Raw genomic sequence first — 26,588 nt, forward strand, 5'->3', positions numbered from 1 at the left:
CGCCGGCCCGCGCGCAGCGGAGTGGGAGGCCGTCCGCTTATGGCGTACTCCGCACCGCTCGCCCGAGACGTCCTCAGAACACGTAGGGCGACGTCCTCAGGACGCGTACGGCGCGACCGAGACGATCTCCACGGTGGCCGGCCGGCCGTTGGGAAGCGTGTACTTCACCGTGTCTCCGGCCTTGTGCCCGGTGACCGCGCCGCCCAGAGGGGAGGCGGGGGAGAACACCTCGATGCTCGCGCTGTGGTCCTCGCGTGAGCCGATCAGGAACCGCTCGGTCTCCTTCTCCCCGGGGAAGCGGATCTCGACGATCGTGCCGGGTCCGGCCTCGCCGGACGCGGAGGACGACGCCTGGCCGACGCGCGCGTCGCGGAGCAGGTCCATCAGCTGGCGGATGCGGGCCTCCTGCTTGCCCTGCTCCTCCTTGGCCGCGTGGTAGCCACCGTTCTCCTTCAGGTCGCCTTCCTCCCGCGCGGCCTCGATCTTCGCGGCGATCTCCGTCCGCCAGGTGCCCGTGAGGTAGTCGAGCTCGGAGCGAAGTCGGTCGTAGGCCTCCTGAGTGAGCCAGGTCTGCTGCGTCACGCGTCACGCTCCTCGAGGGATACCAAAGTTCTTACTTTACTGGAGGGAATCATGGTTGCCGGTTTGTCCGACTCTGTTTCGGCGACACCGTTGTTCCGACGACCCCGTTCCGACCTCGTGAGGTCAGCGCGCGGCCGACGCCACGGCGGTCGGCACGAGGCCGAGCCGAGCGGGTGTTCCGGCCGTCCTCGACGTCGGTTCTCCCGGCGCGCGCGGCCGTCCGTGCGACGGGCCGGCGCGGCCGTTGACCGGTGGCTCGCTCGAGGCCGGGCCGACGACGATGTCGGCGTGCCGGCCGGCGACCTCGCTGTCTTCGGAGCGTGCGCGGACGGTGTATTCTGCCACGGCTCTCGGTGACTTTTCCAGATCGAAAGTGAACTGGGTCTCGCCGGGTGACCGGGTGGCTTCCGTGCCCACCCTGTCGGGGTGACCGCATGGCACCCCGGCGACCCGCCCGAACGCCGGCCGTGTGCCTGGCCGAACGCCTGCCCTTGCGGCGCTACCGGCCGGTAGCCCGGGTACCCGGCGGCCGGTGCGAGGCGCTCGCCGGCCCGCGTCAGGCGCTCACCGTGCACCCGGCTGTCGCCGTGTCGGCCTGGGCTGGGCCCGTCCGGCCGTCAGCCACAATGGTCGCATGTTCCCGGACGAACAGGAGCGTGGTCTGCGGCTCATGGCCGTCCACGCGCATCCCGACGACGAGTCCAGCAAGGGCGCGGCGACGATGGCCCGCTACGCATACGAGGGCCTCGAGGTCCTGGTGGTCACGTGTACCGGCGGCGAGGCGGGCAGCGTCCTCAACCCGGCAATGGACTCTCCCGAGGTGCTGGCCCGGATGACCGAGGTCCGCCGGGAGGAGATGGAGCGGGCGCGGCAGATCCTGGGCGTGCGCCAGGAGTGGCTGGGGTTCCTCGACTCGGGGCTGCCCGAAGGTGACCCGCCGCCGCCGCTGCCGGAAGGGAGCTTCGCCACGCTGGAGCTGGCCGCCGCGTCCCGGCCGCTGGTCCGGTTGATCCGCGAGTTCCGCCCGCAGGTCGTCACGACCTACGACGAGAACGGCGGCTACCCGCACCCCGACCACATCATGACGCACCGGATCAGCGTGGAGGCGTTCGAGGCGGCCGGTGACCCGGCGCGCTACCCCGAGGTCGGCGCTGACGTCGGCCTGGGGCCGTGGCAGCCGCTGAAGCTCTACTACCACCTCACGTTCCACAAGGACCGGATCCTCGCCCTGCACGAGGGAATGCTGGCCGCCGGGCTGGAGTCGCCCTATGCCAAGCGGCTCGACGAGTGGATCGACCGCGCCGAGGACACCGGCCGGCTCACCACCCGGGTGCCCTGCGCCGACTGGTTCGAGGTGCGCGACCGCGCCCTGCTCGCGCACGCCACCCAGGTCGACCCGAGCGGGCCGTGGTTCCAGGTGCCGCTGGCACTGCAGCGCCAGGCGTGGCCCACCGAGGACTACCAGCTCGCCCGGTCGCTGATCGAGGTCGGGATCCTCCCCGAGGACGATCTGTTCAACGGGATCCGCTGACTGTCGGTGGCGCGGCGTAGGGTCGCGGAACGGGCAGACGCACCGGACATCGACATCGGACAGCGGACATAGGACAGCGAACAGGAGGTGCCGGTCGGTGGGTGACACATCCGGCGGAACGCGGCTCGCCGCGGAGATCGGCACGGGTACCGGTGGCGCTCTCGTGGTCTTCGCGCTGATCCTCGCCTCGGTCGCGTTGTTCACGTTCCTCTCGGGCAGCCTGCGCCGGATGCGGGCGAACGTCGCCAGCGGCGAGTTCGGCTCGGAGGCTCGCGAGCGGGGCCGGGCCGCGGCCGAAGATTCGGCGCCGGCCTCCGAACCGGCGGCAGGCAGTGCGGCGGCAGGCGGCGCCGCGACCGGTGGCACGGCGACCGGCGCGGAGAAGGACCCGGACCCGGCCTGACCTGCGGCCCGGCCGCTCGGTCGCCGGGTGCTGCTCTCGGTACCAGTGCTGCTGCCTGGGTGTTCAGTCGTCCGGGCGGTCGCGGCGGGCACGTTTGATCGTGGAGCGGCGCTTCTTGCCGGCCAGCCGGCGCTCGACCGAGCCGCGGGTGGGGCGGGTCGCCTGGCGCGGCCGGGGCGGCGGCGCGGTGGCCTCCCGGAGGGTGCTGGCCAGCCGGGCGAGTGCGGCCTCCCGGTTGCGGAGCTGGGAGCGGTGCTCGGAGGCGGCGAGCGTGAGCACGCCGTCCACCAGCCGCCCGTCAAGGCGGGACAACGCCCGCTCCCGCATCTGCTCCGGGACGGAGCCCGACCGGGCCAGGTCGAACGACAGTTCGACCCGGGAGTCGGAGGTGTTCACCGACTGGCCGCCGGGCCCGGCGGATCGCGAATAGCGCCACGCCAGCTCGCCGGCCGGGATTCCGAAGCCCGGCCGGATCACCAGGACGCTCGGCAGCACCCGTCCATCGTGCCAGCCGGCGGCGGTTGGCGTCCCGGGCGTTTCGGACCCACCGCCGGAGATCGCCTACCGGCGGGCCGTGCCGGGCGTTTCTCCCGGCCGGCCCCACCGGTTGGGCCTACCGGCCGGTTGGGTCAGTCGGCCGGTGGGCTCAGTCGGCCCGGCCGGCCGGCTCAGCCCAGGGCGATGTTCACGATCCGGCCGGGGACCACGATAAGGCGCTTGATGGTGCGCCCGGAGGTGTGCCGGGTGTAGTCCGCATGTGCCTCCAGGACCGCACGCACGGCCGCCTCGTCCGCGTCGGCCGGGACGTCGATCGTGAAGCGCACCTTGCCGTTGACCTGCACCGGTAGCCGCACCGTCGCGGCCGCCGCCAGCGACTCGTCCCCCTCGGGGAAGGGCACGGCGCAGACCGAGCCGGTGTGCCCCAGCCGCGTCCACAGCTCCTCGGCGATGTGCGGCGCCAGCGGCGCGGCCATCAGCACCAACGCCTCGGCCAGCTCCCGCGGCGGGCCGTCGAGCCCGGCGCCGAAGCGCTTGCTGGCCAGGTTCGTCAGCTCGATGAGCCGGGCGACCGCGGTGTTGAAGCGCAGCTCGGCGTAGTCGGCGCGAACGGCCAGGATCGTCCGGTGCAGGGCCTGCGCGGTCTCGTCGTCGAGCGCGGCGGCACGGACCCGTGGCTCCCCGGTGCCCTCGTCGATGATGTTGCGCCACAGCCGCTGCAGGAACCGGTAGGAGCCGACGATGTCGTCGGTGCGCCACGGACGGTGGGCGTCCAGCGGGCCCATCGCCATCTCGTACACGCGCAGCGTGTCGGCCCCGTAGCTGTCGTACATCTCGTCGGGGCTGACGCTGTTCTTGAGGCTCTTGCCCATCTTCCCGGAGCGCCGGTTGACCGGGGCGCCCTCGTGGCTGAACGACCCGTCGGCACCCTGGACGACCTCGGCCGCCGCGACGTACATGCCGCGCTCGTCGGTGAACGCGTCCGCCTGGATGTAGCCCTGGTTGTAGAGCCGCTTGAACGGCTCCCTGGTCGAGACCAGGCCCAGGTCGTACAGCACCTTGTGCCAGAACCGGGCGTAGAGCAGGTGCAGCACGGCGTGCTCGACGCCGCCCACGTACAGGTCGACGCCGCCGTCGCCGGCCGGGCCGCGCTCGGAGTGCATCCAGTAGCGCTCGACGGCCGGGTCGACGAAGCGCTCGGAGTTCGTCGGGTCCAGGTAGCGCAGGTAGTACCAGCAGGAGCCGGCCCACTGCGGCATCGTGTTCAGCTCGCGGCGGTAGCTGCGCGGGCCGTCGCCCAGGTCGAGGGTGACCGTGGTCCACTCGCTGGCCCGGGCCAGCGGGGGGACGGGCTCGCTCTCGTCGTCGTCGGCCATCGCCTTCGGCCGGAAGTCGGTCATCTCCGGGAGCTCGACCGGCAACTGGTCCTCGGGTACGGCGCGGGGCATGCCGTCGTCGTCGAAGACGATCGGGAACGGCTCACCCCAGTAGCGCTGGCGGGAGAACAGCCAGTCCCGCAGCCGGTAGGAGCGGGTCGCCCGGCCGCGGCCGTCGTCCTCCAGCCAGCTGATCGTCGTCTTGATCGCGTCGGCCTTGGACAGGCCGGCCAGCACGGGCCGGTCCGTGGCGCCGGCCAGATACGAGCCCTCGCCGCTGAACGCCTCCGGCCAGGACGACGCCGGAGCCCCGGCGGCCAGGTCGCGCTCGGCCAGCCACGCCTCGTCGGGCTCCAGGACCGCGGGAATGGGCAGGCCGAACTCCCGGGCGAAGGAGAAGTCACGCTCGTCGTGCGCGGGCACCGCCATGATCGCGCCGGTGCCGTAGCCGAGCAGGACGTAGTCCGCCAGGAAGACCGGGATCACGCCGCCGCCGACCGGGTTGCGGACGTACGTCCCGGTGAACACGCCGGTGCGGTCGATCTCCGTGCCGCCGCGCTGGCGGTCGCTGCGCCGGGCGGCGAACGCCCGGTAGGCGTCGACGGCCGCCTGGGGCGTCCACTCCCCGTCGGTGACACCGGCAGGGCGTTCCTGCGCGAAGCGCCAGCCCGCCGGGGTGTCGGTCGGCCACGAGGTGGCGGTCAGGGCGTCGACCAGCGGGTGCTCCGGCGCCAGGACGAGGAAGGTCGCACCCGGCAGGGTGTCGGGCCGGGTGGTGTACACCTCGACGTCGATCGGCGCCGGCCCGACCGGGGCATCCACCCCGCCTGCGCCAGCGGTGTCGCCCGCGCCGGCCGTGTCGCCCGCGCCGGTGACCGTGGAGAAGCGGACGGTCGCGCCGTCGCTCGGGCCGATCCAGTTCCGCTGCATGTGCTTGATGGAATCCGGCCAGTCGACCAGGTCCAGGTCGGACATCAGCCGGTCCGCGTAGGCGGTGATCCGCATCATCCACTGGCGCAGCGGACGGCGGTAGACCGGATAGTTCCCGATGTCGCTGCGACCCTCGGGCGTGACCTCCTCGTTGGCCAGCACCGTGCCCAGCCCCGGGCACCAGTTGACCAGCTCCTCGGAGATGTAGGTCAGCCGGTGCGCGTCGACGACCCGGCGGCGCTCCGTCGCGGTCAGCTCCGACCAGGCGGCCTGCCGCGGGTTCGCCTCGGCCGTGCCGGGCCCGGTCGCGGCGCGGTGCCCGGCGTCGAGCTCCTCGACCAGCTCACTGATCGGACGGGCCCGCCCGGCGGCCTCGTCGTACCAGCTGTCGAAGATCTTCAGGAAGATCCACTGTGTCCATCGGTAGTACGCGGTGTCGGTGGTGGCGATCTCGCGGCGGGTGTCGTGGCCCAGCCCCAGCCGGGAGAGCTGGCGGCGCATGTTCGCGATGTTCGCCTCGGTCGTCACCCGGGGGTGCTGGCCGGTGTTGATGGCGTACTGCTCGGCCGGCAACCCGAAGGCGTCGTAGCCGAAGGTGTGCAGGACATGGCGCCCGGTCATTCGCAGGAAGCGGGCGAAGACGTCCGAGCCGATGTAGCCCAGCGGGTGGCCCACATGCAGGCCGGTTCCGCTCGGGTACGGGAACATGTCGAGGACGTAGAACGGGTCACGGCCGCGGACCGCCTCGAAGCCCTCGGACAGCGGGCCCGTCGGGTTCGGCGACTCGAAGGTGCCCTCCCGCAGCCACCGCTGCTGCCAGTGCCGCTCGATCTCGGCGGCCAGCCGGGAGTCGTACCGGTGGGGCAGGTCGCCGTCACCGGCCGCGGTTCCCGCGGGCACCGCGGCGGGGCCGCGCTCGGTCGTCTCGCTCATGGCAGGTCGCATCCCAGGGCTTCGATCACTGTTGACCCGCCCGCGTTCGCGCGCCCTGCCGACGACGGCCGTCCGCGGGCCCAGCGAGGTCGTGGCGGTCGAGGCGGTCGTGAACCGGAGCGAGTGAACAGCGGGGATCACCTTCGGCCTCCAGCGTATCGGTTCGGCCACGGCCCCCCTCCTCCCGCGCACGGCTGTCGCGAGACTGTGGGCCGGAGGGGCCCTGATTGCCCTGGCGCGGCCGATGTCCCGGCCGTGGCGATGGCATGGTGGTGCGGTGCCCAACAAGCTCGCGGAGCAGACGTCCCCCTACCTGCTGCAGCACGCCGACAACCCGGTCGACTGGTGGCCCTGGGGGCCCGAGGCGTTCGCCGAGGCCACCACCCGCGGGGTGCCGGTGTTGCTCTCCGTGGGCTACGCGGCCTGCCACTGGTGCCACGTCATGGCGCACGAGTCCTTCGAGGACCCCGAGATCGCCGCGTACATGAACCAGCACTTCGTCAACATCAAGGTCGACCGGGAGGAGCGCCCCGACGTCGACTCGGTGTACATGGACGTCACGGTCGCGCTCACCGGGCATGGCGGTTGGCCGATGACGGTGTTCCTCACCCCGGCCGCCGAGCCGTTCTTCGCCGGCACCTACTTCCCACCCCGGCCGATGCGGGGCAGCGCGTCGTTCCCCCAGGTCATGGCGGCCATCGTGGACGCGTGGACGGCGCGCCGGGCGGAGGTCGAGCAGTCCGGGGCGGACATCGCCCGCCAGCTGGCGGAGGCGGTGGCGCCCGGTGGAGCGGCGTCCGGCGGTGGGGCCACAACACAGATCACGGCCGACCTTCTCGACCGGGCGGTCGCCGGGCTGGCCGACCGGTTCGACTCCGTACACGGCGGGTTCGGCGGGGCGCCGAAGTTCCCACCGTCGATGGTCGCCGAGATGCTGCTGCGGAGCTGGGCCCGCACCGGGGACGGCCGGGCCCTGGGAATGGTGCGCGAGACCTGCGAGCGGATGGCGCGCGGCGGGATGTACGACCAGCTCGGCGGCGGCTTCGCCCGCTACAGCGTGGACGAGTCGTGGACCGTCCCGCACTTCGAGAAGATGCTGTACGACAACGCCCAGCTGCTGCGGGTCTACCTGCATCTGTGGCGGGCCACGGGCCTGCCGCTGGCCGAGCGGGTGGTGCGCGAGACCGCGGCCTTCCTGCTCGCCGACCTGCGTACCCCCGAGGGGGGCTTCGCCTCGGCGCTCGACGCCGACGCCGTGCCGGCGGGCAGCCCCGGCGGCCATCCCGAGGAGGGCGCGAGCTACTCGTGGACGCCCGCCCAGCTGGTGGACGTGCTCGGCCCCGACGACGGTGCCCTGGCCGCGCGGGTCCTGGGGGTCACCGCGGAGGGGTCGTTCGAGCACGGGACGTCCGTGCTGATGCTGCCGGCCGACCCGGAGGACCCCGCCAGGTTCGCCCGGGTCCGGGCGGCGCTGGCCGCCGCGCGCGCCACCCGCCCACAGCCGGCCCGGGACGACAAGATCGTCGCGGCCTGGAACGGTCTGGTCATCGGGGCGCTCGCCGAGGCGGGCGCGCTGCTGGGCGAGCCGTCCTGGGTGGGGGCCGCCGAGCGCGCCGCCGAGCTGCTGCGGGACGTCCACCTGCATGAGGGCCGGCTGTGGCGGACCAGCCGGGACGGCCGGCGCGGCCCCAACGCCGGTGTGCTGGAGGACTACGGGTGTGTCGCCGAGGGCTTCCTCACGCTGCACCAGGTGACAGGCACCGCGGGCTGGCTCGCGCTCGCCGGCGAGTTGCTCGATGTGGTCCGGGCGCGGTTCGCGGCGCCGGACGGCGGCTACTTCGACACCGCGGACGACGCCGAGGCGCTGCTGCGCCGGCCGCGGGACGCCTCCGACTCGGCGACCCCCTCGGGCCAGGCGGCCGTCGCCGGCGCCCTGCTGACCTACGCGGCGCTCACCGGCTCCGCCGATCACCGGGACAGCGCGCGGGCGACCGTCGAGCAGCTCACCCCGCTGTTGAGCCGGGACGCCCGTTTCGCCGGCTGGGCGGGTGCCGTCGCGGAGGCCCTGCTGGCCGGGCCGGCCGAGGTCGCGGTGGTCGGCCGGCCGGATCTGGAGCGTCTGGCCAGGCTCGGCACCGCTCCCGGCGCGGTCGTCGTCACCGAGGGCCCGCTGACCGCGGGCCGGGACGAGCCGGCCGTCTACATCTGCCGGGACTTCGTCTGCGAGCTCCCGGCGCGGACCCCGGAGGAGGTCCGCGCGCGGCTGGGAGTGCGGCTTCCAGCCTGACTCGATCAGCCTGACCCGATTGGCACGGGCCGGTTTGTTCGCTGAGGCCGAACGTGCCTGGTCCGGACGGCCCGCGCACTGTCACGATTGGCTGTGTAAGCATGTAATCGGCGGCGCGGGCCGGGCGCGGCGTGAGCGGCCGGCCCGGGCGGGGCCACCGTGCCGCCCGACCGGGCGTGCCATCCGACCAGGTGAGGGGTCTGTCATGGCCGGTCTTCGCGGGCGTGGGGGCGGACGGGGAGGCGAACGGCCCGAGCCCGTCCCGGCCGATGACGTCGCCGCGTGGTTCGCCCGCCGAGTACCCGACGGCTGGTTCACCGGGCCACCGAAGGTCACCGTCGACCGGGACGAGATCACCGTGGTCGGCGCGCTGCCGCCGTCGGACGCGGACCGGGTCGGCCGAATCCGCGGATTCCGCGAGGAGACCCGGGACGCGCGAATCGGCATGGCCCGGGAGGCGGAACTGCGCTACGGCCGCAGCGTGTCCTGGGGGGTGTCGCTCGGAGGTAGTACGGAGTTGTTCACCACCGTGTCCGTTCCGGTGATGACCCGGCTGCGCCAGCCCGAGCGGCAGGTTCTCGACACCCTGGTCGATTCCGGGGTGGCGCGCAGCCGGAGCGAGGCCCTTGCCTGGTGCGTGCGGCTGGTGGGGGAGAACGCCGACACCTGGCTCGCCCGGTTGCGCGAAGCGATGGAAAAGGTAGAGCAGATCCGGTCGGAAGGACCGGGAATCTAGTCCCGTCCCGACTGTCTGTCGTCGAATCTTGGACGGTGGGTCCGACCGGCCGAGGGTGAATCCGCCGGCGGCCACCGGTCACCCGTCCCGGGTGATTCGGCATTTCGTATCCCGGTCGGCCGGGCCAAGGGGCCGGACTTTTGGCCCGGCCGGGTGACCGCCCGTGGTGGATCCGGGCACGGCCTTCGGTGGCGGGCAGCGGGGCCGCGGTCACCGCCGCGTCACAAACACGTGCGGGTGTGCCGGGAGTCAGCCGAGCATGGCGATCATCAGTGCTGTGTAGTGACAGCCGGCGGCGACGAGGGTGAATGCGTGGAACACCTCGTGGTACCCGAAGGTGCTGGGTGCCGGGTCAGGTCGGCGGGTGGCGTACACCAGCGCGCCGAGGCTGTAGCAGGCGCCGCCCACCAGTAGCAGGACCATCGCGGCCACGCCGGCCTGGTGCATCAGCTCGGGTATGACGAAGACGGCGACCCAGCCCAGGGCGATGTAGAGCGGGACGATCAGGAAGCGCGGCGAGTGCAGCCACAGCATGCGCACCAGCACGCCCAGCGCCGCGCCGCCCCAGACGACGGCCAGCACGATGCGTGCGGTGTGCTCCGGCATCGCGATGAGGGCGAATGGGGTGTAGGTGCCGGCGATGAAAATGAAGATCATAGAGTGGTCGAGGCGCTTCATCAGCGAGCGGGCGCGTGAGGTCGACCACATTTTTCGGTGATAGAGGGCACTGGTTCCGAACAGTGCGGCAATGCTGATCGCGTAAACGCCCACCCCGAGGCGGGCCCTCAGTGTCGTGGCCAGTGCCACCGCAATGACGCCGAGTGCGAGGCTCACAGGGAATGCTCCGGCGTGTAGCCACCCCCGCATGCGCGGTCGCACCAGGTCACGCGGATGGGAGTTCGAGGTCGCGTCGTCGGAGCCGACGGTCTGCCGCGCGGGGGAGGCCACGGGGCAGAACGATATCGGGTCGGCATCGGGGTCACGAAGCGGAGCCGACCAGCGGCGGTCGGTCCGTCCCGGTGCGTGATGGATCCTACGTTTCCGCGTACTGCCTACCGCGCGACTCTGCACCGAAAGAGCGGTACAGTCTAATGATCCTGAACGCGGCCTCGAACTGCCCCGTTTCCCACAGGTTTGTACCTGGGTGTCTGGTGGTGTTCGGGTGCGAACGCGGCACCTGGCTCACGGCACTCGCACACGGGACGAGAACGCGACAGGTTCAACTCGACCGGAGGTGTGAGCTGTGACGACCGCGGCACAGATTCCCGGGCTGGATGCCGCCCCCACCAAGCACGCCAGGCTGCTCGCCTGGGTGCGTGAGATCGCCGAACTCACCCAGCCGGACCGTATTGAATGGTGCGACGGCTCGGAATCCGAGTTCGATCGGCTGACATCACTGCTCATCGACAAGGGCACTCTCGTCCAGCTTGACGACGAGAAACGCCCGAACAGCTTCTACGCCGCTTCGGACCCCAGCGACGTGGCGCGTGTGGAGGACCGGACCTACATTTGTTCGGAAAAGGCCGAGGATGCCGGCCCGACGAACAACTGGCTTGATCCGGCCGAAATGCGCACGAAGCTGGGTGAGCTCTTCTCCGGATGCATGCGGGGACGGACGATGTATGTCGTCCCGTTCTGCATGGGTCCGCTCGGTTCGCACATCTCGGCGCTCGGCGTCGAAATCACGGACTCGCCCTACGTCGTCATCTCCATGCGCACGATGACCCGTATGGGAACTCCCGCGCTGGACCAGCTCGGTGACGACGGCTTCTTCGTCCCGGCGGTTCACTCACTGGGCGCGCCCCTGGAGCCGGGCGCGACGGACGTCCCGTGGCCGTGTAATTCGACGAAGTACATCACGCACTTCCCGGAGACCCGCGAGATCTGGTCGTACGGCTCCGGTTACGGCGGCAACGCGCTGCTCGGCAAGAAGTGCTACGCCCTGCGCATCGCCTCGGTCATGGCGCGTGACCAGGGGTGGCTGGCCGAGCACATGCTGATCCTCAAGCTGACCTCGCCGGCCGGCAAGGTCCACTTCATCGCCGCCGCGTTCCCGTCGGCATGCGGCAAGACCAACCTCGCGATGCTGATCCCGACGCTGCCCGGCTGGAAGGCCGAGACGGTCGGCGACGACATCGCCTGGATGCGCTTCGGTGACGACGGCCGGCTCTACGCCGTCAACCCGGAGGCGGGTCTGTTCGGGGTGGCGCCGGGCACCGGCGAGGAGACCAACCCGAACGCGGTCAAGACCCTGTGGGGGAACGCGGTCTTCACCAACGTCGCGCGGACCGACGACGGTGACGTCTGGTGGGAGGGCCTCACTCCGGACAAGCCCGCGCACCTCATCGACTGGAAGGGCCGGGACTGGACGCCCGACTCGACCGAACCGGCCGCGCACCCGAACGCCCGGTTCACCGTGCCGGCGAGCCAGTGCCCGACCATGGCGCCCGAGTGGGAGAACCCGGCCGGCGTTCCCATCTCGGCGATCCTGTTCGGCGGCCGCCGCGCGACGGCCGTCCCGCTGGTGACCGAGGCGCCGGACTGGCAGCGCGGGGTGTTCTTCGGCTCGATCGTCTCCTCCGAGACCACTGCCGCCGCGGCCGGGGCGATCGGCAAGCTGCGACGGGACCCGTTCGCGATGCTGCCGTTCTGCGGCTACAACATGGCCGACTACTTCGCCCACTGGCTGGAGATCGGCAACAAGGCCGACCCGGACAAGCTGCCGCGGATCTACTACGTGAACTGGTTCCGCAAGAGCCCCGAGGGCCGTTACCTCTGGCCAGGGTTCGGCGAGAACAGCCGCGTGCTGGCCTGGGTCGCGAGCCGGCTCGACGGCGAGGCGAAGGGCACGGAGACCCCGCTGGGCATCCTCCCGGCCCCGGGCGAGCTCCCCACCGAGGGCCTGGACGTCTCCGAGGCCGACCTGGAGACGCTGCTCTCCGTCGACACCGAGGTGTGGCGGCAGGAGGCGGAGCTGATCCCGGAGCACTACAACACCTTCGGCGACCGCCTGCCGGCCCAGCTGTGGGCGGAGCACGAGGCACTCACCAAGCGCCTCAACGGCTGACGGCCAGCCAGTCAGCTCGCGCGGGCTGAGCTCGGCGCGGGCCGGGCTTCTCGAGGACTGAACGGCCTCGAGGGCCAGGCGTCTGGACGGCTGACGACCGGAGGAGACCGACCGCACCGCGGCCGGTGTCCCTCCCCGGGGCGTCGAACCGGCGTCCGCGATCATTCGCGGGCGCCGGTTCGGCGTTTCGGGGACGGCCGCGTCGCGGGGACGGCGCTGCGGGGAGCGCGGCCCGCGGCCCGTGCCGGCGCGGGGTAGCCGAGGGCGGGGTGCGCGCGGGACGGGCCCCGTGCCGTCGAGGCTGGTCCGCGGTGGGAAGAGTCTCACCGCGCCAGGAGGTCCGAGCGCCGCCGGCGCCGCGACCTGAGAAGAACTGCTCGGTTTCGGTCCGTGAGATTATTCGCAGAGGGTGACTAGAACCGAGTCTTCGCCGAGCATGGACCACGAAGGGCACACAAAGACAAGCGAAGCGTGTTGTAAGAAGTTGGTCGCCATCTTGCGGGGTGGCGGCTAACGTGAGAGCCCTAGCGTCTCAAGTCGTGGTCCGACATCGGGTCGGCCACTCGGGAGGCCCCTCGGTGCCGCAACTGCGACAACGTCAGGAGGCCGGTACCCGGCTCCTGCTCAGGGGCCCGGTCCCGGATACCTCCGAGTAAGCGGGTGGGCGTGTGCCACGAACGCATGTCGTCGACACAAGCGTGCTGCTCTCTGATCCTGGCGCGCTGCTGCGGTTCGCGGAGCACAATGTCGTGCTCCCCCTGGTCGTCATAGGGGAGCTGGAAGGTAAGCGAAACCACCCGGAGCTGGGTTGGTTCGCCCGGGAGGCACTGCGCATCCTGGACGACCTCCGGATCCGCCACGGCCGGCTGGACCAGCCACTGCCGCTGGAGACCGGTGGAACGCTCCGAGTGGAACTTAACCACACCGACTCGTCCGTGCTTCCACCGGGGTTCCGCGTGGACGACAACGACTCCAGGATCCTCTCGGTGGCCCTCAACCTCGCGCGTGAAGGCGCCGAGGTGGTGCTGGTCACGAAGGACCTGCCGCTGCGTGTGAAGGCATCCGTGGTCGGGCTCGCCGCGGAGGAGTACCAGGCACTGTCGCCGGTCGACAGCGGCTGGAGCGGGATGGCGGAGCTGACCGTCAGCCAGGACGATCTCGACCGGCTCTACGCCAAGGAGCTCGTCGAGGCCGCGGAGGCGGCCGACCTGCCCTGCCACACCGGCCTCGTGCTCACCGCGCCCGGAGGGAGCGCCTCGGCACTCGGCCGGGTCACCGCCGACAAGTCCATCCAGCTCGTGCGCGGCGACCGCGACGCCTTCGGGCTGCACGGCCGCTCCGCGGAGCAGCGGGTGGCCCTCGACCTGCTCCTCGACCACGAGGTCGGCATCGTCTCCCTCGGTGGCCGCGCGGGTACGGGAAAGTCCGCCCTCGCCCTGTGCGCCGGCCTCGAGGCGGTCATGGAACGCCGGCTGCACCGGCGGGTCGTCGTCTTCCGCCCGCTCTACGCCGTCGGCGGCCAGGACCTCGGTTACCTGCCCGGCAGCGAGAACGAGAAAATGGCACCGTGGGCGCAGGCCGTCTTCGACACCCTCGGCGCGCTCGTGTCGCCCGAGGTCATCGAGGAGATCGTCGATCGGGGCATGCTCGAGGTGCTCCCGCTCACGCACATCCGCGGCCGCTCGCTGCACGACGCCTTCGTCATCGTGGACGAGGCACAGTCGCTTGAGCGGGGCGTGCTGCTGACGGTCCTGTCCCGGCTCGGCCAGGGCTCGCGGGTCGTCCTCACCCACGACGTCGCCCAGCGCGACAACCTGCGGGTCGGCCGTCATGACGGAGTCGCCTCGGTCATCGAGACACTCAAGGGCCACCCCCTGTTCGCCCACGTCACCCTGACCCGCTCCGAGCGGTCCCCGATCGCCGCCCTCGTCACAACCATGCTCGAGGACCTGGTGCTCTGATCGGGCCCAACCGGCCGAACTGGCCCAGTTTGGCCTAACCACCCCGAACACCTCCCCGAACCACCCACATCCACTGGACGTCCACTCCCGCGGAACATCGGGGCGCCCAGGGACCGTCGCTGCCCGGGCACGCCGCGGTGCCCGGGAGGCGTCGGGTGCCCGGGGGCGTCGGTCTTCGGGGAATCCGGGTGTCCGGGAACGCCTGCCCCGACGGCAGGCCCGGGGTGCGCGGCGACATCGCTGAACCGTGGCGGGTGAGTGAGTCTATAGACCCCCTCACCCGCCACAGACAGCCGCCACATATCGGCCCGGGCGCCAGGATGCTTGGGGGTGCAGGGCGTCGGGGAACGGGGTTGGGGCCTGCGGGGGGTCGGGAACTTGGGGGAGTCCGCGGTGGTTGTGTCTGTCGGAACTCCCCGGAGGTGGTTCGCGATGTTCTTCGGTCGCCACAAGACGACCCTCCCGACTGCCGACCAGGCCCTGCCCGGCCGCGGCACGCCGATCTTCACCGGCCCCGACCGTCACACCGTCCTCGGCACGTCCTTGCTCGGCCCCTTCCCGGAGGGGCTGCGTACGGCGGTGTTCGGGATGGGCTGTTTCTGGGGTGCGGAGCGCAAGTTCTGGCAGGTCCCGGGGGTGTACTCGACCGCGGTCGGCTACGCGGGCGGGATCACGCCCAACCCGACCTACGAGGAGGCCTGCTCCGGCCTGACCGGCCACACCGAGGCCGTGCTCGTCGTCTTCGACCCGGCGAAGGTCGGCTTCGCCGAGTTGCTGCGGGTCTTCTGGGAGGCGCACGACCCGACACAGGGCATGCGCCAGGGCAACGACGTCGGCACCCAGTACCGGTCGGCGGTCTACACGACCGGCGAGGACCAGGCCGCGGCCGCGCAGGCGAGCCGGGACGCTTTCCAGCGCGTCCTCACCGCCGCCGGCTACCCGGAGATCACCACGGAGATCGCGCCCGCCGGCCCGTTCTACTACGCCGAGGAGTACCACCAGCAGTACCTGTCGGACGCCAAGAATCCCCACGGCTACTGCGGCCTGGGCGGAACCGGAGTCAGCTGCCCCGTCGGCCTCGCGTCAGCGGAGTCCTGAGCGATCGCCAGCCGGTTGGACCAAGCGCTCCGACCGGCTGGCGGCCAGTGTGTCCAGACCCGTGGCCGGTGTCGGAAGGGTCAGGGCGGGCAGCGCAGGTCGGGAGTCCCGAGACCCATGACCAGGTCGCAGTACGCGGCCCGGGTGACCTGCCAGCCCGCCGGGGTGAGTACCGCCTCGCCGAAGGCGCCCGAGGGGCTGCGTGCCGCCAGCAGGGCCTGAGGAGGCACTGTCGGGTCGGTGAACGAGACCCACAGCCCCGCCGAGACGGTGCCCGGGGCGACGACGAGCATCTGATCGATCTGCACCGACAGGGTGGCCGCGAACCGGGGGTACCGGGCCGCCACCTTGGCGCGCAGTGAGGCCAGTGCCGGGCCGTCCTGCACCGCGGCGGCGAACCGGTCGTCACGGACGCCGGCGGTGAAGGCGTCGTGGAACGCGGCGCGGATCGCCTCCGCCGTCGTTTCGTCCGGTGGCACCGGCGGAGGCGGCTGCCCGACGAGTGTGAGCCCCTCCGCGACGCGGGCGACGACTGCCGGGTCGGCGGCGCTGGAGTCGGCCGGGTCGGCGGTCCACTTCCCGTTGACGAGCAGCGGTACCTCGCTGACCCGCGCCCGTAGCCTGCGCCAGCGGGACGTGGCCGCGTTGACCAGGGCACGGCGGACGTAGGCCTCCGGCTTCGGGTCGTTCATCTGGCCCCAGTGCCGGTAGGTGCGCTCGAACGCACCCTGCAGCAGGTCCTCGCCCGCCGCCCAGTCGCCGCCGACGAGCAGCACGGCGCTCAGTAGCAGTCGATCCGCGCAGTCAGCGACAAAGTGTTCAAAGCTGGCGTCGTCGGCAGGCACGGCCTCGTCTCCCTGAGAAATATCGCCGTTGCCCTGTTCCGTACGCATCCGGCCCGTCCCGCGATGCCTCGCGAACCAGACTCGTCGGCAGTCACCTGCGAAGAGCGTCCTAACTTCGGTCCCGCGGTGGCCGTGGGTGATCGCCTTGAGGGTGTGGGTGCGGGCCCCGCCCGCGGGCTCAGGCGTCGACCACCCGGCGCCACGTCTCGTCGGTGATGACCACGTGGTCGAGGAAGCGCAGGCCCAGCAGCGCGGCCGACTCCCGGAGCCGGGTGGTGACGCGGCGGTCGTCCGCGCTCGGCTCGGGGTTGCCGTCGGGGTGGTTGTGGGCCACTCCGAACGCCGAGCCCCCGCAGCGCAGCACGTAGCCGAGCAGGTCGCGCATGCTCAGCGGGCTGTGGCCGGACGCGCCCTGCGTGAGCAGCCGCGCCCGCAGGATGCCCGCGTTGCCGTCGCAGACGACCACGACGACACGCTCGCCGCGCAGGCCGCGCAGCAGCGGCGCGGCGGCCTCGGCCAGTGCCGCCGTGCTGGTCAGCCCGGTGGCGCCGGCCGCCGGGGGCCGGGCGCGCCGGCCCAGGTGGAAGGCCGCGCAGACCCGGGCCGCCTTCGCCGGCCCCACCCCGGGCTGCGCGATCAGCTCCTGCGGGTCGGCCCGTGAGAGCTCGTACAGCCCGCCGTGCCGGGCGATGAGCCGCCCGGCGAGATCGACCGCGTCACAGCCGGGCGAGCCCGACCCGAGCAGGAGCGCCAGCAGCTCGCGATCGGCGAGTGCCTCGGCGCCCGCGGCCAGGGCTCGCTCGCGTGGCCGTTCCCGTATCGGAAGATCCTTCACCCGCATGGCTACCCCGTTCATGGGCGAATGACATCACGAGCCGGGCCCGCCGTGCCCGGCGTCGTATCACGGTAGACGGCGGGTACGACGGGTTCCGCCAGTCGCGGCGCCCCGGGGGTATCGCAACGTCGCGGGGTGCCTGCGCGTCTGTTCTGTGCCTGCACACTTCGGCGCGTGGGGGAACATGTGGCTCGCCGCAACAACGACCACCGGACGTGGGACGAACTCAGCCGCCCGGAACAGCGGACCGGGCTGGCGCTGCTCGCCGCCGTCGGGCTCGTCGCGGTGATCGGGGTGTGGTTCCTGATCGGTGGTGACGGCGCGGACGCCGAGACCGGCGCGGCCGCGCCCCCGACCATCGACCTCGAGGCCGAGCTGGCCGACTGGTACCAGTCCACGTCGGCGGTGCGCACGGACGTCGCCAGGGCGGCCACCGACGTGCGCACCCACATCGGCGCGAACGACGGGATCTCGCTGCGGCCAGCCTGTGAGGTGCTGGACCGGGCGGCCCGGGACGCGGCCGAGATCCCGGCCGCGCCGCTGGAGTCGGCGGCTCGGACCTGGTCCGACGGTGCCGCGGCGTACGCCGGCGCGGCCAGGGCCTGCGGCAACCTCTTCGACGGCACGCCCGTCCCGCCGCCCACCCTGCTCACGCGCACGACGTCCGCTCTCGACACGGCGGACGGCCTGTGGGCTCGGCTGGCGTCCGACCTGGGTGAACCGGCCCTCGTGGTCCCTCCGGCCTGAGCCGGCCGGGTTCGGGCGGCGTGGCTTCGATGCTGCGACACTTCGGCTGATGGACTACCCAGCACAGTTCGAGGCCCACGCCGACGCCCTGCTGGCGGCCGCGTCGCGTGATCTCGACGCACCCGTCCCGAGTTGTCCCGGCTGGGACTGCCGCCGCCTGGTCTCCCACGTCGCCCGGTTGCTCGCCTCGACGGTGCGCCACCTGCCGCGGGGAACGACCGATCCGCCCGAGCTGGTGCCCCGCCCGCCCGCGGAGGCCGGCGAGCTCACCGCCTACTACCGGCGGATGGTCACCGAAACGCTCACGGTGCTTCGTGACGTCGATCCGGGCGCGCCGGCCTGGACGTTCGTCGCCGGGTTCGCCCCCGAGGTGGCCGGGTTCTGGCCGCGCCGGCTGGCCAACGAGTTCCAGGTGCACGCCTGGGACGCCGCCGCCGCGTTCGGTGCGCCGCCGGAGCTGGTCCCGCAGCTGGCCGCGGACGGCGTGGACGAGGTGTTGACGGTGCTGCTGCCGGCGGCGCGTGCGGCCGGGATCTCGCCGCCGGGCGAGGGCACCGCGCATGTGCACCTCACCGACCTGCCCGGCGAGTGGCTGGTGCGTCTGAACGGCCCCGCCGTCACGGTGACGCCCGAGCACGCCAAGGGGGACGCCGCGCTGCGGGGGCCGGCCGGGCCCGTCCTGCTCGCGTTGTGGGGGCGGCTCGATCCGGCCGCTCCCGGTCCGCGTGGGGACGGCCTCGCCGTCCACGGCGACGCCGCCATCCTGGCCGGGCTGCGGCCGGGCTGATCAAGGCCGTCCCGGTGCTCGCGGGTGCGGCGTTCCCGCCGGCGTGTCCTCAGGGATCCGCCGGCGGGAACGCCGCCGGCTCACGAAGTGCCGGTGGGCCGGCGGAACAGCGTGGCGGTGGGGGCCGCGGCGGTCAGCGTGGCCTTGGCCGGGGTGAACAGGAAGGACTTCTGCGGCAGGCCGTCCGGGCCGAGGAAGAACGCCTGCTCGATCGAGTCGACCTGGATGCGTGCCCCGGTGTCGTATCCCGCGCCGATCAGCCGGGTCGCCTGGATGGAGGCGATGTCCTCGGCGACGGTGCCCGGCGGGAGCGCGATCGCGGTCTGCGCGGGGGAGTCCCGCTGGATGGACCACGCCGGATACACCCCGCTGGAGCGGAACGTGTTGGGGTTGCCGGAGAGCCGGACGCCCACGGACAGCCCGACCCAGGCGTCGTCGGTGTTCGGCTGGCCCAGCGTGCTCTTACGGATGACCAGGTACAGGTAGTTGCGGGGATCGCTGATCAGGTCGGTGGACGACGCCTCGGGGGCCTCGGTCACCTTGCCCTCGCGGTTCACCTCCTGGGCCATCACCCAGTACGTCCACGGGTTGCGGTCCATGACCCGCTCGCGGGCCTCGTCCGCCTGGTCCAGGGGCTCGCCCAGGGCGAGGGAGAAGCGCATCCTGCCGTCCGTCGGGTCGCACATGTTGTTGTTCAGCGTGCAGGTCTGCAGGACGGGGTGGGTGCCCTCGAGACGTCCGGTGAACGGGGCCTGGACGTGCTCGGGCGCCTGGATCACGGCGCTGCCCGGGACGGCGTTGCCGGCGGCGTCGACCTCGACCTGGTAGGTCCACTCGATGTCGGTGGTGCGGCCCCAGCGGGCCATCAGCGCGGGCGTGGACGTCCCGCCGTCCTCGTTGCTCCAGATCATGGAGTAGGTGAACAGGCGGTGCCCGGAGACCGCGGTCGGGGCCTCGGAGTAGAAGGCGACGAGCGGGGCGTCGGTGAGGGCGTTCTGGAAGGGGCCGGTCGCCGGTGTCCCGGGCAGAAGCGCGGGGTTGACCGCCGTGCGCCCGTAGAGCACCGGGGCGTTGCGGGCCGCCGCGTACTGGGGGTCACCGGGCGCGATCGTGCGGAAGGCGAAGTCCGACAGCTTCGCCGTGGACGACCCCTGCGGGGAGCGGTCCCCGGCGAACAGCAGCCGCAGGTTGTGCTTCCCGGGGGTGAGCGCGCCGAGGGCCAGGCCGCGCCGGATCGGGAACGACGCGGGGATCACCACGTCCGTCGTGTAGGTGCCGTCGACGAACACGGAGACCACGGCGGACTCGGAACCGACCGTTCCCCAGGAGACGCCCGGGGCGGACGTGGTCACGTCGAGCACGACCTCGCCCGCGTTGTCCACGCTGAACGGGACGGTCGTCTCGGCCGCGCGGTCGAGCACCACCTCGGCGGGCGCGGCGGGCGCGTCACCGCTCGAGTCACACGCCGCGACGGTCACGGCGAGCAGGGTGGCGGCGAGCCCGCCACCGAGCAGTCGGCGAATTACCCCAGGCACCCGATTCTCCTTCTGTGATCCGGGAGCACCCGCCGCGCCGCGGCCGTCCCACCCGTCCCGAATCGTCACGCGATCCTGCGTTTCTCCATCCTGACGTCTCAGCCGCGTTCGGTCGCAGCCGGCCTCCCCCTAATGGGGGTGTCATCCTGGAAGGTCCAGTTGGCGGGCACCCGTTTGGTCACTCTTGGTTGAGGGTGCGGGTGGGGTTCGGACGTCCGCGAGCGGGGTGGCCGCTGCCGCGGGTGGCGGATGTCGCTCGCCGCGACGGCCGGGAATCCCTCCGAACGTGCCCGCGGCGGACGCGGAGGCGCAGGCCCGTCCGGCATCATTCTTGAGGGGTACGTGCAGCAGGGGTGCGTGAGCGCGTGGAGACAGACGCCCGGAGCCAGGAACGCTCGTACCCATGGCACGCCATCGGCAGCCAGATCAGGGCTCCCCGCCGCACGGGTCGTCGGCTGGGTGGGGAGCCGCCCGACCACAGGCCGTCGAAGCACGCGGGGAGGCACCGTGCGCAAGTTCGTGATCATGGGCGTGCAGGGCAGCGGGAAGGGGACCCAGGCGAAGCTGATGGCCGACGAGCTCGACCTGGTCCACATCAGCGTGGGCGACGTGTTCCGCTGGAACGTGCAGAACCACACCAAGATCGGCGCGCAGGTGCGGCGGATCGTGGCCAGCGGGCACCTGGTGGGCGACGACCTCGTCGAGTCGGTGGTCCGCACCCGGCTCACCGAGCACGACTGGAACTACGGGTTCATCATCGACGGGTTCCCGCGCAACGCCAGGCAGGCGGAGTTCTTCCTGGAGAGCTACGACATAGACGGCGTCATCTACCTCGACCTGCCGGACGAGGAGGTGGTGCGCCGGGTGCTGGCCCGCCGGCTGTGCTCGCGATGTGGTCTTGACTACAACCTGATCGCGAGCCGGCCGCAGATCGAGGACACCTGTGACGTCTGTGGGGGCGCGCTGGTGACGCGCTCCGACGACAACCCCGAGGCCCTTGCGGTGCGGCTCTCGGAGTACCACGCGAAGACCCGGCCGGTGATGGAGATCTTCCAGCGCAAGGAGCAGGTCGCCGTGGTCGACGCGCGGCGCTCCGTTCTGGAGGTGCAGGCGGAGATCCGCGACCAGTTCGCCCTGCCGTCACCGCGCGCGATGGCACGGTGACCGTCCCGCCCGGCGGATCCACTCTGGCCCGGTGATGATCCGCCGGCCCGGCGGTAATCCCCCGGGCCGGGGGAGTCACTGCTTCTGGAAGACGACCGCGATCGCGTTCGCGGAGCCGACGCCGGCGGCCCCGATCGTCCCGGTCACGCCCTTGCCCCGGAACTCGATCGAGCTGGCGATGCCGGCGACACCGACGTCCCGGGTGATCTCGTACCCGGCGGCCGGCAGCGCCTGGCGGTAGAAGGCGCGGGCGGCGTCGCTGTCCACGCCCTCCATCGTGAAGGTGGAACGGCTGCCGGTGGTCGTCCCCACCTTCACGGTGGCGCCGGGCGGGATCGGGAAGTCGGGCGGGATGTTCGTGCCGCGCAGCGCCTCCGCCCCGGTCGCCGTGTCGACTCGACCGACGCCGGGCAGCGAAGTCGGGATCGCCGTCGGCAGCGAGGTCGGCAGGGACGTCGGCAGGCCGCTGGGCAGGCTGGTCGGAAGGCTGGTAGGCAGGCTCGCCGAGGGCTTCGGGACGTCCAGGTCGCCGTCGGAGCCGTTGCAGCCGGCGAGGGTGACCGCGGCCACGGCCGCCATCCCCACCGCCAGCAGCCTGCCCCGGTATACCCGCGGCCCGACCTGGGTGAGGGCGATTTTCGGCATGCCCGGTCCTCCCCGTGCTCATGATCGCGCCGTGCCGCCGCGGCCCGTCATGCGGCGGATCTACACAAGATCGACTGAGGACACCCTAGCGGCACGTCGTCCGAACCCGTCTCATCGTGTCACGAACGCGACGACTCGCCGCATCCCGCCGAACTCGCCCCGCCCCCGGAACTCCCCGCATCCCGTGGGAACTCCCGGCATCCCCTGCGAACCAGGTGGATTGGGCGGGGGACAAGTGGGGGATAGGGAACTACGTGCCACCCGGAGGCGGGACCACCGCCGCCTCGGGCCCGGCGCGGGCGGGCGCCGCGGGCGGGGTCGCCCGGGTTGGGCGCGCGGCGCGGTCGCACGATTCCGGCGACTGATCGTCAGGCCTGCTGGTCATGGCGTTTTAGCCCACTGTGCCCCCATTGTCCATACCTGGAGTCAGGGAGTGCGCACGGAGCCGGTCCGATAAGTGTCACCCCATCTGGGGGGTGCCTTGGGCGGCTTACACCTGTACGTTCCTTTTGTGGCGGTCACGAACAACGCGGTGATCGGTGTTGCGCTGGGGTACATCGAGGCCAACCCCGACGAGACGGACCTACTACGTTCCCTGATCGTGCTTGCGCTGCATGGGCCGCCCGTCGTCACCCGCTCCACGACTCCGGCCCATGTCACGTGCAGTGCGGTGCTGGTCTCGCCCGACTGGCGGGTGCTGCAGACCAGGCGGCGCCCCGCCAGGAACTGGCGGCTGCCGGGCGGGCACATCGACCCCGAGGACCAGTCGCTGCTCGGCGCCGCGCTGCGCCACCTCGCGACGGAGGCCGACATCGAGGCGAACGGCCTGATCCCGGCGAGCGTGTTACCCGTTGACGTGACGGCCCACCCCATCGACGCCGTCCCCGCGCTCAGCGAGCCCGAGCACGTGCACTACGAGGCCACTTTCCTGCTGCACGTCGACGACCGCACGCTGCCCGAGCCGTCGGGCCGGGGGATCTCCCGCCGCTGGGTGAACCTCGCCGACGTACGCGGCAAGCTCGGCGACAAGCTCCGGCTGGCCTCCAACCGCGCCGAGGTCTGACCTACCGCTCCGAATGACCTCGGACAATGTGTTCCGTGATGTGACGGATCCGCGTCCGGGTTATTTCTCGGCCACGGCGTCGGCCGGCCTGGTCGCTGTGGCCGGTGAAATCCGCGAAACAATACGCGCACCCTCTTCTCTCGCGTCCCGGCCGCCGCTACACACATCTGGTGGCAGCGCGCGGGACCGGTCGGCGGGGGACGACCCCTGTCGTCGATGGCCCTGGCCCTGGCGCTGGTCAGCTGCATCGCCTGCTCCTCGTGCCTTCCCCTGCCACGGCGGTCCTGCCCGCTCCCGGTGAGGCCCCCGCCGCGCCAGCCGCCCGCGATTCCCCTCGGGCGGACGGCGACGGAGTCGACCCGTTGAGCACCCCGCCGACCCGTCCCCTGATCGGGGTCAGGGGACGATCGGAAAAATATCCGGGCAGTACTGATGGATCTTTAGCTGAAAGCGATTCGACAAGCACGGCCGCTCCGGGCGGACCGGATTCGGCGAGCGGGCCGGACGGGGCGACCAGTGTGGTGGGTGGGCGGGGGCGGGCTTCAATGTGGATCCCTGCTCTCCGAGCCCGCCTCGGGATGACGCCGGGTTCGGCCGGACGGGTCCTGCCTGGGACAACGTCCGGCTGACGACGGGGCGCGGTCGTAGGCTCCTGGAACGGGTGCCGGCGGCCGAGTGCCGGGTGCCGGTGAAGGGGAGCGGCGTGGACACGATTCCGATCCGGTTCGTCGACGGTCGCATGGTGCTCGACATCGCCGAGTCACTGTCGACGGTGCGCTGCGACGGCAGCCACCTGTGGCTGGGCGGCGACGAGACCGTGACGATCGAGCGGGTGACCCGCTCGGCGGACGGCGACTGCTACGGCGGGCACGTGAGCTTCCAGGTGGGCGACTTCCTGGCGCTGCCCGAGCCGGCCGACGCCGACGGGGTCGTGCCGGAGATCGACATCGAGGGCCTGGACCTCGCAGGCGGCTACCTCTGGTTCACCGGGTCGCACGCCAGGACGCGCAAGCGGGTGCGGCCCGACCACGCCACCGAGGCGGCGCTCACCCGGCTCGCCAAGGTGAGCAACAACGCCAACCGGCACATCATCGGCCGGATACCGGTCGTGGAGACGCCCGACGGGCCCGTGCTGGCCGCATCGGCGCCGGACCCGGCGAACCCGGGCCGGAAGTTGTCGGCGGCGGCCCTGGGCCTACGCAAGAGCACCCGGCTCACCCGCGCGCTGCGCGACGACCCGCACCTGGGGCCCTTCCTCACGATCCCCAGCAAGGACAACGGCCTGGACATCGAGGGACTGGCCGTCGTGGGGGAGCGGATCTACCTGGGCCTGCGGGGCCCCGTGCTGCGCGGCTGGGCCGTCGTCATCGAGCTGCGGCTGGCCGGCAGCGACGGCCCCGACCTGCTGCTCGCCCCGCTCGACGACGGCCCCTACCGCAAGCACTTCCTCGACCTGGGCGGCCTCGGGGTGCGCGACATGATCCCCTACGGGGACGACCTGCTCGTCCTCGCCGGGCCGACGATGGATCTCGACGGCCCGGTCCGCATCCACGCCTGGCGGGGCGCGGTGCGGGCGGAGACGTCCGTCGTGGTGCGTGGCACCGTCATCGAGAAGATCATGGACGTCCCCTACGGCGATGGAGTGGACCACGCCGAGGGCATCACCCTGATCCCCGACCCGGGTGGTTCCGGCGGGCAGGCGCTGCTGGTCGTCTACGACAGCCCCGCTCCGCACCGCCGCCGGCACCGCCACGAGATCATCGCGGACGTCCTGCCCCTGCCGCCCGCCGCCGGCTAGCCCGCCGTCACAGGTGACGGCCCGAGATGCGGGCCACCGCCCGCATCTTGTTCATCGCGTCGAGCGCGGCGACCTTGTAGGACTCCGCCAGGGTCGGGTAGTTGAAGACGGTGTCGACCAGGTAGTTGACCGTTCCGCCGCAGCCCATCACGGCCTGCCCGATGTGGACCAGCTCGGTGGCCCCGGTGCCGAAGACGTGGATGCCGAGCAGCCGGCCGTCCTCCGGGCTCACCAGGAGCTTGAGCATGCCGTAGGAGTCGCCCAGGATCGCGCCGCGGGCCAGCTCGCGGTAGCGGGCGATGCCCACCTCGAAGGGCACCGCGCGCTCGGTGAGCTCGTCCTCGGTGCTGCCGACGTAGGAGATCTCCGGGATCGTGTAGATGCCGATCGGCATCAGCTCGGCCCGCATCCCCGTGGCCGGCTCGCCGCACGCCGCGTAGGCGGCCAGCCGCCCCTGCTCCATGGACGTCGCCGCCAGGGCCGGGAAACCGATCACGTCACCGACGGCGTAGATGTGGTCCACCTCGGTGCGGAAGTCCGGGCCGACCAGGATCCGGCCGCGGTTGTCCGCGGAGAGCCCGGCGTTCTGCAACTGGAGGACCTCGGTGAGCCCCTGCCGCCCGGCGGAGTACATGACGGTGTCGGCGGGGATCTTCTTGCCGCTCTCCAGCGTCGTGAGGGTGCCGCCGTTGTGGCGCTCGACGGAGACCACGGACTCGCGGAACCGGAAGGTCACCGCGAGGTCGCGCAGCTGGTACTTGAGCGCCTCGATGATCTCCAGGTCACAGAAGTCCAGCATCCGGTCGCGCCGTTCGACGACGGTGACCTTTGTGCCCAGTGCCGCGAACATCGAGGCGTACTCGATGCCGATCACTCCGGCGCCGACCACGACCATCGAGCCGGGGATCCGGTCGATGTCGAGGATCTGGTCGCTGTCGACGACCGTGCGGCCGTCGAAGTCCACCGAGTCGGGCCGGGCCGGCCGGGTGCCGGTGGCAATGATGATCTTGTTGGCGCGGACCTGTCGTTCCTCGACCCCGCCAGGCCCGCGGACGCTCACGGTGTTCGGGTCGAGGAAGGTCGCGAGCCCGGAGAGGACCTGGACCCGGTTGCGGGTGAGCTGGCTGCGGATCACGTCGATCTCGCGGCCGATCACGTGCTGCGTCCGTGCGGAGAGGTCCGCGACCGTGATCTCGTCCTTGAGTCGGTAGCTCTGGCCGTAGACCTCTCGCTGGGCCAGGCCCGTCAGGTACATGACGGCCTCGCGCAGCGTCTTGGACGGGATGGTCCCCGTGTTGATGCAGACCCCGCCGATCATGTCCCGCTTGTCGACGACCGCGACGCTGCGCCCGAGTTTGGCCGCGGCGATGGCAGCCTTCTGCCCGCCGGGCCCGGAACCGATGACAAGGACATCGACCTCGTGCACGTCGTTTCCCCCTGTCATTTATCGTGTCGCGCCGAGGCTATCCGCCCAGGAGGCCCGGAACCTCCGGCGGTCGGTGTTGTTACGCCGTTTTCTCGCCCAGGTCCCCAGAACGTCACACCAGTCGCGCCATGTCATGGCTTGCGTTCCCATCGTCACACGCCGACGCGGGGGGACGGCGTGGTCCACCCGTGCTCACCCGGCCCGTGCCGGCCCGTGGTCACCCGGGCCCCGTGCCGGCCCGTGGTCGCCCACCGGCCGGAGGAAACCCAGAAATCCGTGGTGCGGCCCGTAACGAAAGCCGAGCCGCCTCGTTGGACAGGGCATCGGGGGTCGCGGGGGTC

At 71.9% G+C, this 26,588-nt stretch carries 22 protein-coding genes; 12 read left to right on the top strand and 10 right to left on the bottom strand.

All coding sequences use genetic code 11. The annotated features are described in order from the left end of the window. Nucleotides 1–96: 96 nt before the first annotated feature. Together greA and E0504_RS50460 are read right to left on the bottom strand one after the other, a co-directional pair. Nucleotides 97–582, bottom strand: coding sequence for a transcription elongation factor GreA (gene greA, locus E0504_RS21650; protein ID WP_112106370.1), 486 nt, complete (start codon nucleotides 580–582; stop codon nucleotides 97–99). A gap of 123 nt (nucleotides 583–705) precedes the next feature. Next, on the bottom strand, nucleotides 706–927 hold the full coding sequence (locus E0504_RS50460; protein ID WP_157904188.1) for a hypothetical protein: 222 nt from the start codon (nucleotides 925–927) through the stop codon (nucleotides 706–708). 289 nt (nucleotides 928–1,216) lie between these two features. Between E0504_RS50460 and mca the strand changes: the two genes are divergently transcribed. Both mca and E0504_RS21665 read left to right on the top strand, forming a co-directional pair. Then, nucleotides 1,217–2,113, top strand: a complete 897-nt coding sequence (gene mca / locus E0504_RS21660; RefSeq protein ID WP_131625777.1) for a mycothiol conjugate amidase Mca — start codon at nucleotides 1,217–1,219, stop codon at nucleotides 2,111–2,113. A 97-nt stretch (nucleotides 2,114–2,210) separates the two neighbouring features. Next, a complete protein-coding gene (locus E0504_RS21665) occupies nucleotides 2,211–2,516 on the top strand; it encodes a hypothetical protein (protein ID WP_112106373.1) in 306 nt (101 codons plus the stop codon). Nucleotides 2,517–2,579: 63 nt separating this feature from the next. On the opposite strand, the gene arfB is transcribed toward E0504_RS21665, so the two are convergent. After that, nucleotides 2,580–3,011, bottom strand: coding sequence for an alternative ribosome rescue aminoacyl-tRNA hydrolase ArfB (arfB, locus tag E0504_RS21670; RefSeq protein WP_020458478.1), 432 nt, complete (start codon nucleotides 3,009–3,011; stop codon nucleotides 2,580–2,582). A 173-nt stretch (nucleotides 3,012–3,184) separates the two neighbouring features. Continuing rightward, nucleotides 3,185–6,253, bottom strand: a complete 3,069-nt coding sequence (locus E0504_RS21675; protein ID WP_112106374.1) for a leucine--tRNA ligase — start codon at nucleotides 6,251–6,253, stop codon at nucleotides 3,185–3,187. Between the two features lie 277 nt (nucleotides 6,254–6,530). Between E0504_RS21675 and E0504_RS21680 the strand changes: the two genes are divergently transcribed. Next, a complete protein-coding gene (locus E0504_RS21680) occupies nucleotides 6,531–8,540 on the top strand; it encodes a thioredoxin domain-containing protein (RefSeq protein WP_112106375.1) in 2,010 nt (669 codons plus the stop codon). A gap of 205 nt (nucleotides 8,541–8,745) precedes the next feature. Next, on the top strand, nucleotides 8,746–9,276 hold the full coding sequence (locus tag E0504_RS21685; RefSeq protein WP_020458481.1) for a hypothetical protein: 531 nt from the start codon (nucleotides 8,746–8,748) through the stop codon (nucleotides 9,274–9,276). A gap of 249 nt (nucleotides 9,277–9,525) precedes the next feature. Here the strand turns inward: E0504_RS21685 and E0504_RS21690 are convergent, their stop codons facing one another. After that, entirely contained in the window at nucleotides 9,526–10,143 is a 618-nt protein-coding gene (locus E0504_RS21690; RefSeq protein WP_112106379.1) for a hemolysin III family protein, read from the bottom strand. A gap of 376 nt (nucleotides 10,144–10,519) precedes the next feature. Here E0504_RS21690 and E0504_RS21695 point away from each other — a divergent pair, with 376 nt between their 5' ends. From E0504_RS21695 to msrA, 3 genes are all read left to right on the top strand, one after another. Then, on the top strand, nucleotides 10,520–12,343 hold the full coding sequence (locus E0504_RS21695) for a phosphoenolpyruvate carboxykinase (GTP) (RefSeq protein WP_112106376.1): 1,824 nt from the start codon (nucleotides 10,520–10,522) through the stop codon (nucleotides 12,341–12,343). A gap of 668 nt (nucleotides 12,344–13,011) precedes the next feature. After that, on the top strand, nucleotides 13,012–14,304 hold the full coding sequence (locus E0504_RS21705) for a PhoH family protein (RefSeq protein ID WP_071059262.1): 1,293 nt from the start codon (nucleotides 13,012–13,014) through the stop codon (nucleotides 14,302–14,304). Nucleotides 14,305–14,736: 432 nt separating this feature from the next. Then, nucleotides 14,737–15,402, top strand: coding sequence for a peptide-methionine (S)-S-oxide reductase MsrA (gene msrA / locus E0504_RS21710; protein WP_112104924.1), 666 nt, complete (start codon nucleotides 14,737–14,739; stop codon nucleotides 15,400–15,402). A gap of 80 nt (nucleotides 15,403–15,482) precedes the next feature. On the opposite strand, the gene E0504_RS52155 is transcribed toward msrA, so the two are convergent. Both E0504_RS52155 and E0504_RS21720 read right to left on the bottom strand, forming a co-directional pair. Beyond that, nucleotides 15,483–16,295 (bottom strand): sigma factor, encoded by an 813-nt coding sequence (locus E0504_RS52155; RefSeq protein WP_235013647.1) that lies wholly within the window; start codon nucleotides 16,293–16,295, stop codon nucleotides 15,483–15,485. A gap of 130 nt (nucleotides 16,296–16,425) precedes the next feature. After that, nucleotides 16,426–17,088 carry a RadC family protein gene (locus E0504_RS21720; RefSeq protein ID WP_020458486.1) on the bottom strand — a complete coding sequence of 221 codons (663 nt, stop codon included), beginning with the start codon at nucleotides 17,086–17,088 and terminating at the stop codon, nucleotides 16,426–16,428. Between the two features lie 180 nt (nucleotides 17,089–17,268). On the opposite strand from E0504_RS21720, the gene E0504_RS21725 reads away from it, so the two are divergent. After that, nucleotides 17,269–17,829: a hypothetical protein gene (locus E0504_RS21725; protein WP_112104923.1), complete on the top strand. Its 561-nt coding sequence runs from the start codon at nucleotides 17,269–17,271 to the stop codon at nucleotides 17,827–17,829. 49 nt (nucleotides 17,830–17,878) lie between these two features. Next, entirely contained in the window at nucleotides 17,879–18,616 is a 738-nt protein-coding gene (locus E0504_RS21730; protein ID WP_071059438.1) for a maleylpyruvate isomerase N-terminal domain-containing protein, read from the top strand. Between the two features lie 80 nt (nucleotides 18,617–18,696). On the opposite strand, the gene E0504_RS21735 is transcribed toward E0504_RS21730, so the two are convergent. Then, nucleotides 18,697–20,151, bottom strand: a complete 1,455-nt coding sequence (locus E0504_RS21735) for a hypothetical protein (protein ID WP_112104926.1) — start codon at nucleotides 20,149–20,151, stop codon at nucleotides 18,697–18,699. Between the two features lie 507 nt (nucleotides 20,152–20,658). Here E0504_RS21735 and E0504_RS21740 point away from each other — a divergent pair. Then, on the top strand, nucleotides 20,659–21,315 hold the full coding sequence (locus E0504_RS21740; protein ID WP_018502151.1) for a nucleoside monophosphate kinase: 657 nt from the start codon (nucleotides 20,659–20,661) through the stop codon (nucleotides 21,313–21,315). 75 nt (nucleotides 21,316–21,390) lie between these two features. Here E0504_RS21740 and E0504_RS21745 read toward each other — a convergent pair whose 3' ends face one another. Beyond that, on the bottom strand, nucleotides 21,391–21,960 hold the full coding sequence (locus E0504_RS21745; protein WP_131625779.1) for a hypothetical protein: 570 nt from the start codon (nucleotides 21,958–21,960) through the stop codon (nucleotides 21,391–21,393). Nucleotides 21,961–22,471: 511 nt separating this feature from the next. Between E0504_RS21745 and E0504_RS21750 the strand changes: the two genes are divergently transcribed. Both E0504_RS21750 and E0504_RS21755 read left to right on the top strand, forming a co-directional pair. Beyond that, nucleotides 22,472–23,023, top strand: coding sequence for an NUDIX domain-containing protein (locus E0504_RS21750; RefSeq protein WP_071059275.1), 552 nt, complete (start codon nucleotides 22,472–22,474; stop codon nucleotides 23,021–23,023). A 703-nt stretch (nucleotides 23,024–23,726) separates the two neighbouring features. Then, nucleotides 23,727–24,821, top strand: a complete 1,095-nt coding sequence (locus E0504_RS21755; protein ID WP_235013645.1) for a DUF3616 domain-containing protein — start codon at nucleotides 23,727–23,729, stop codon at nucleotides 24,819–24,821. A 7-nt stretch (nucleotides 24,822–24,828) separates the two neighbouring features. Here the strand turns inward: E0504_RS21755 and sthA are convergent, their stop codons facing one another. Further along, entirely contained in the window at nucleotides 24,829–26,247 is a 1,419-nt protein-coding gene (gene sthA / locus E0504_RS21760; protein WP_020458492.1) for a Si-specific NAD(P)(+) transhydrogenase, read from the bottom strand. Nucleotides 26,248–26,588 lie beyond the last annotated feature (341 nt).

Source organism: Parafrankia sp. BMG5.11, assembly GCF_004337455.1.

What these genes read in the sequence shown, in the direction of transcription:
- E0504_RS21675 (WP_112106374.1), bottom strand. Translation starts at nt 6,253, where the DNA reads ATGAGCGAGACGACCGAGCGCGGCCCCGCCGCGGTGCCCGCGGGAACC.
- E0504_RS52155 (WP_235013647.1), bottom strand. Translation starts at nt 16,295, where the DNA reads ATGCGTACGGAACAGGGCAACGGCGATATTTCTCAGGGAGACGAGGCC.
- E0504_RS21690 (WP_112106379.1), bottom strand. Translation starts at nt 10,143, where the DNA reads ATGCGGGGGTGGCTACACGCCGGAGCATTCCCTGTGAGCCTCGCACTC.
- msrA (WP_112104924.1), top strand. Translation starts at nt 14,737, where the DNA reads ATGTTCTTCGGTCGCCACAAGACGACCCTCCCGACTGCCGACCAGGCC.
- E0504_RS21730 (WP_071059438.1), top strand. Translation starts at nt 17,879, where the DNA reads ATGGACTACCCAGCACAGTTCGAGGCCCACGCCGACGCCCTGCTGGCG.
- E0504_RS21720 (WP_020458486.1), bottom strand. Translation starts at nt 17,088, where the DNA reads ATGCGGGTGAAGGATCTTCCGATACGGGAACGGCCACGCGAGCGAGCC.
- E0504_RS21685 (WP_020458481.1), top strand. Translation starts at nt 8,746, where the DNA reads ATGGCCGGTCTTCGCGGGCGTGGGGGCGGACGGGGAGGCGAACGGCCC.
- mca (WP_131625777.1), top strand. Translation starts at nt 1,217, where the DNA reads ATGTTCCCGGACGAACAGGAGCGTGGTCTGCGGCTCATGGCCGTCCAC.
- E0504_RS21745 (WP_131625779.1), bottom strand. Translation starts at nt 21,960, where the DNA reads ATGCCGAAAATCGCCCTCACCCAGGTCGGGCCGCGGGTATACCGGGGC.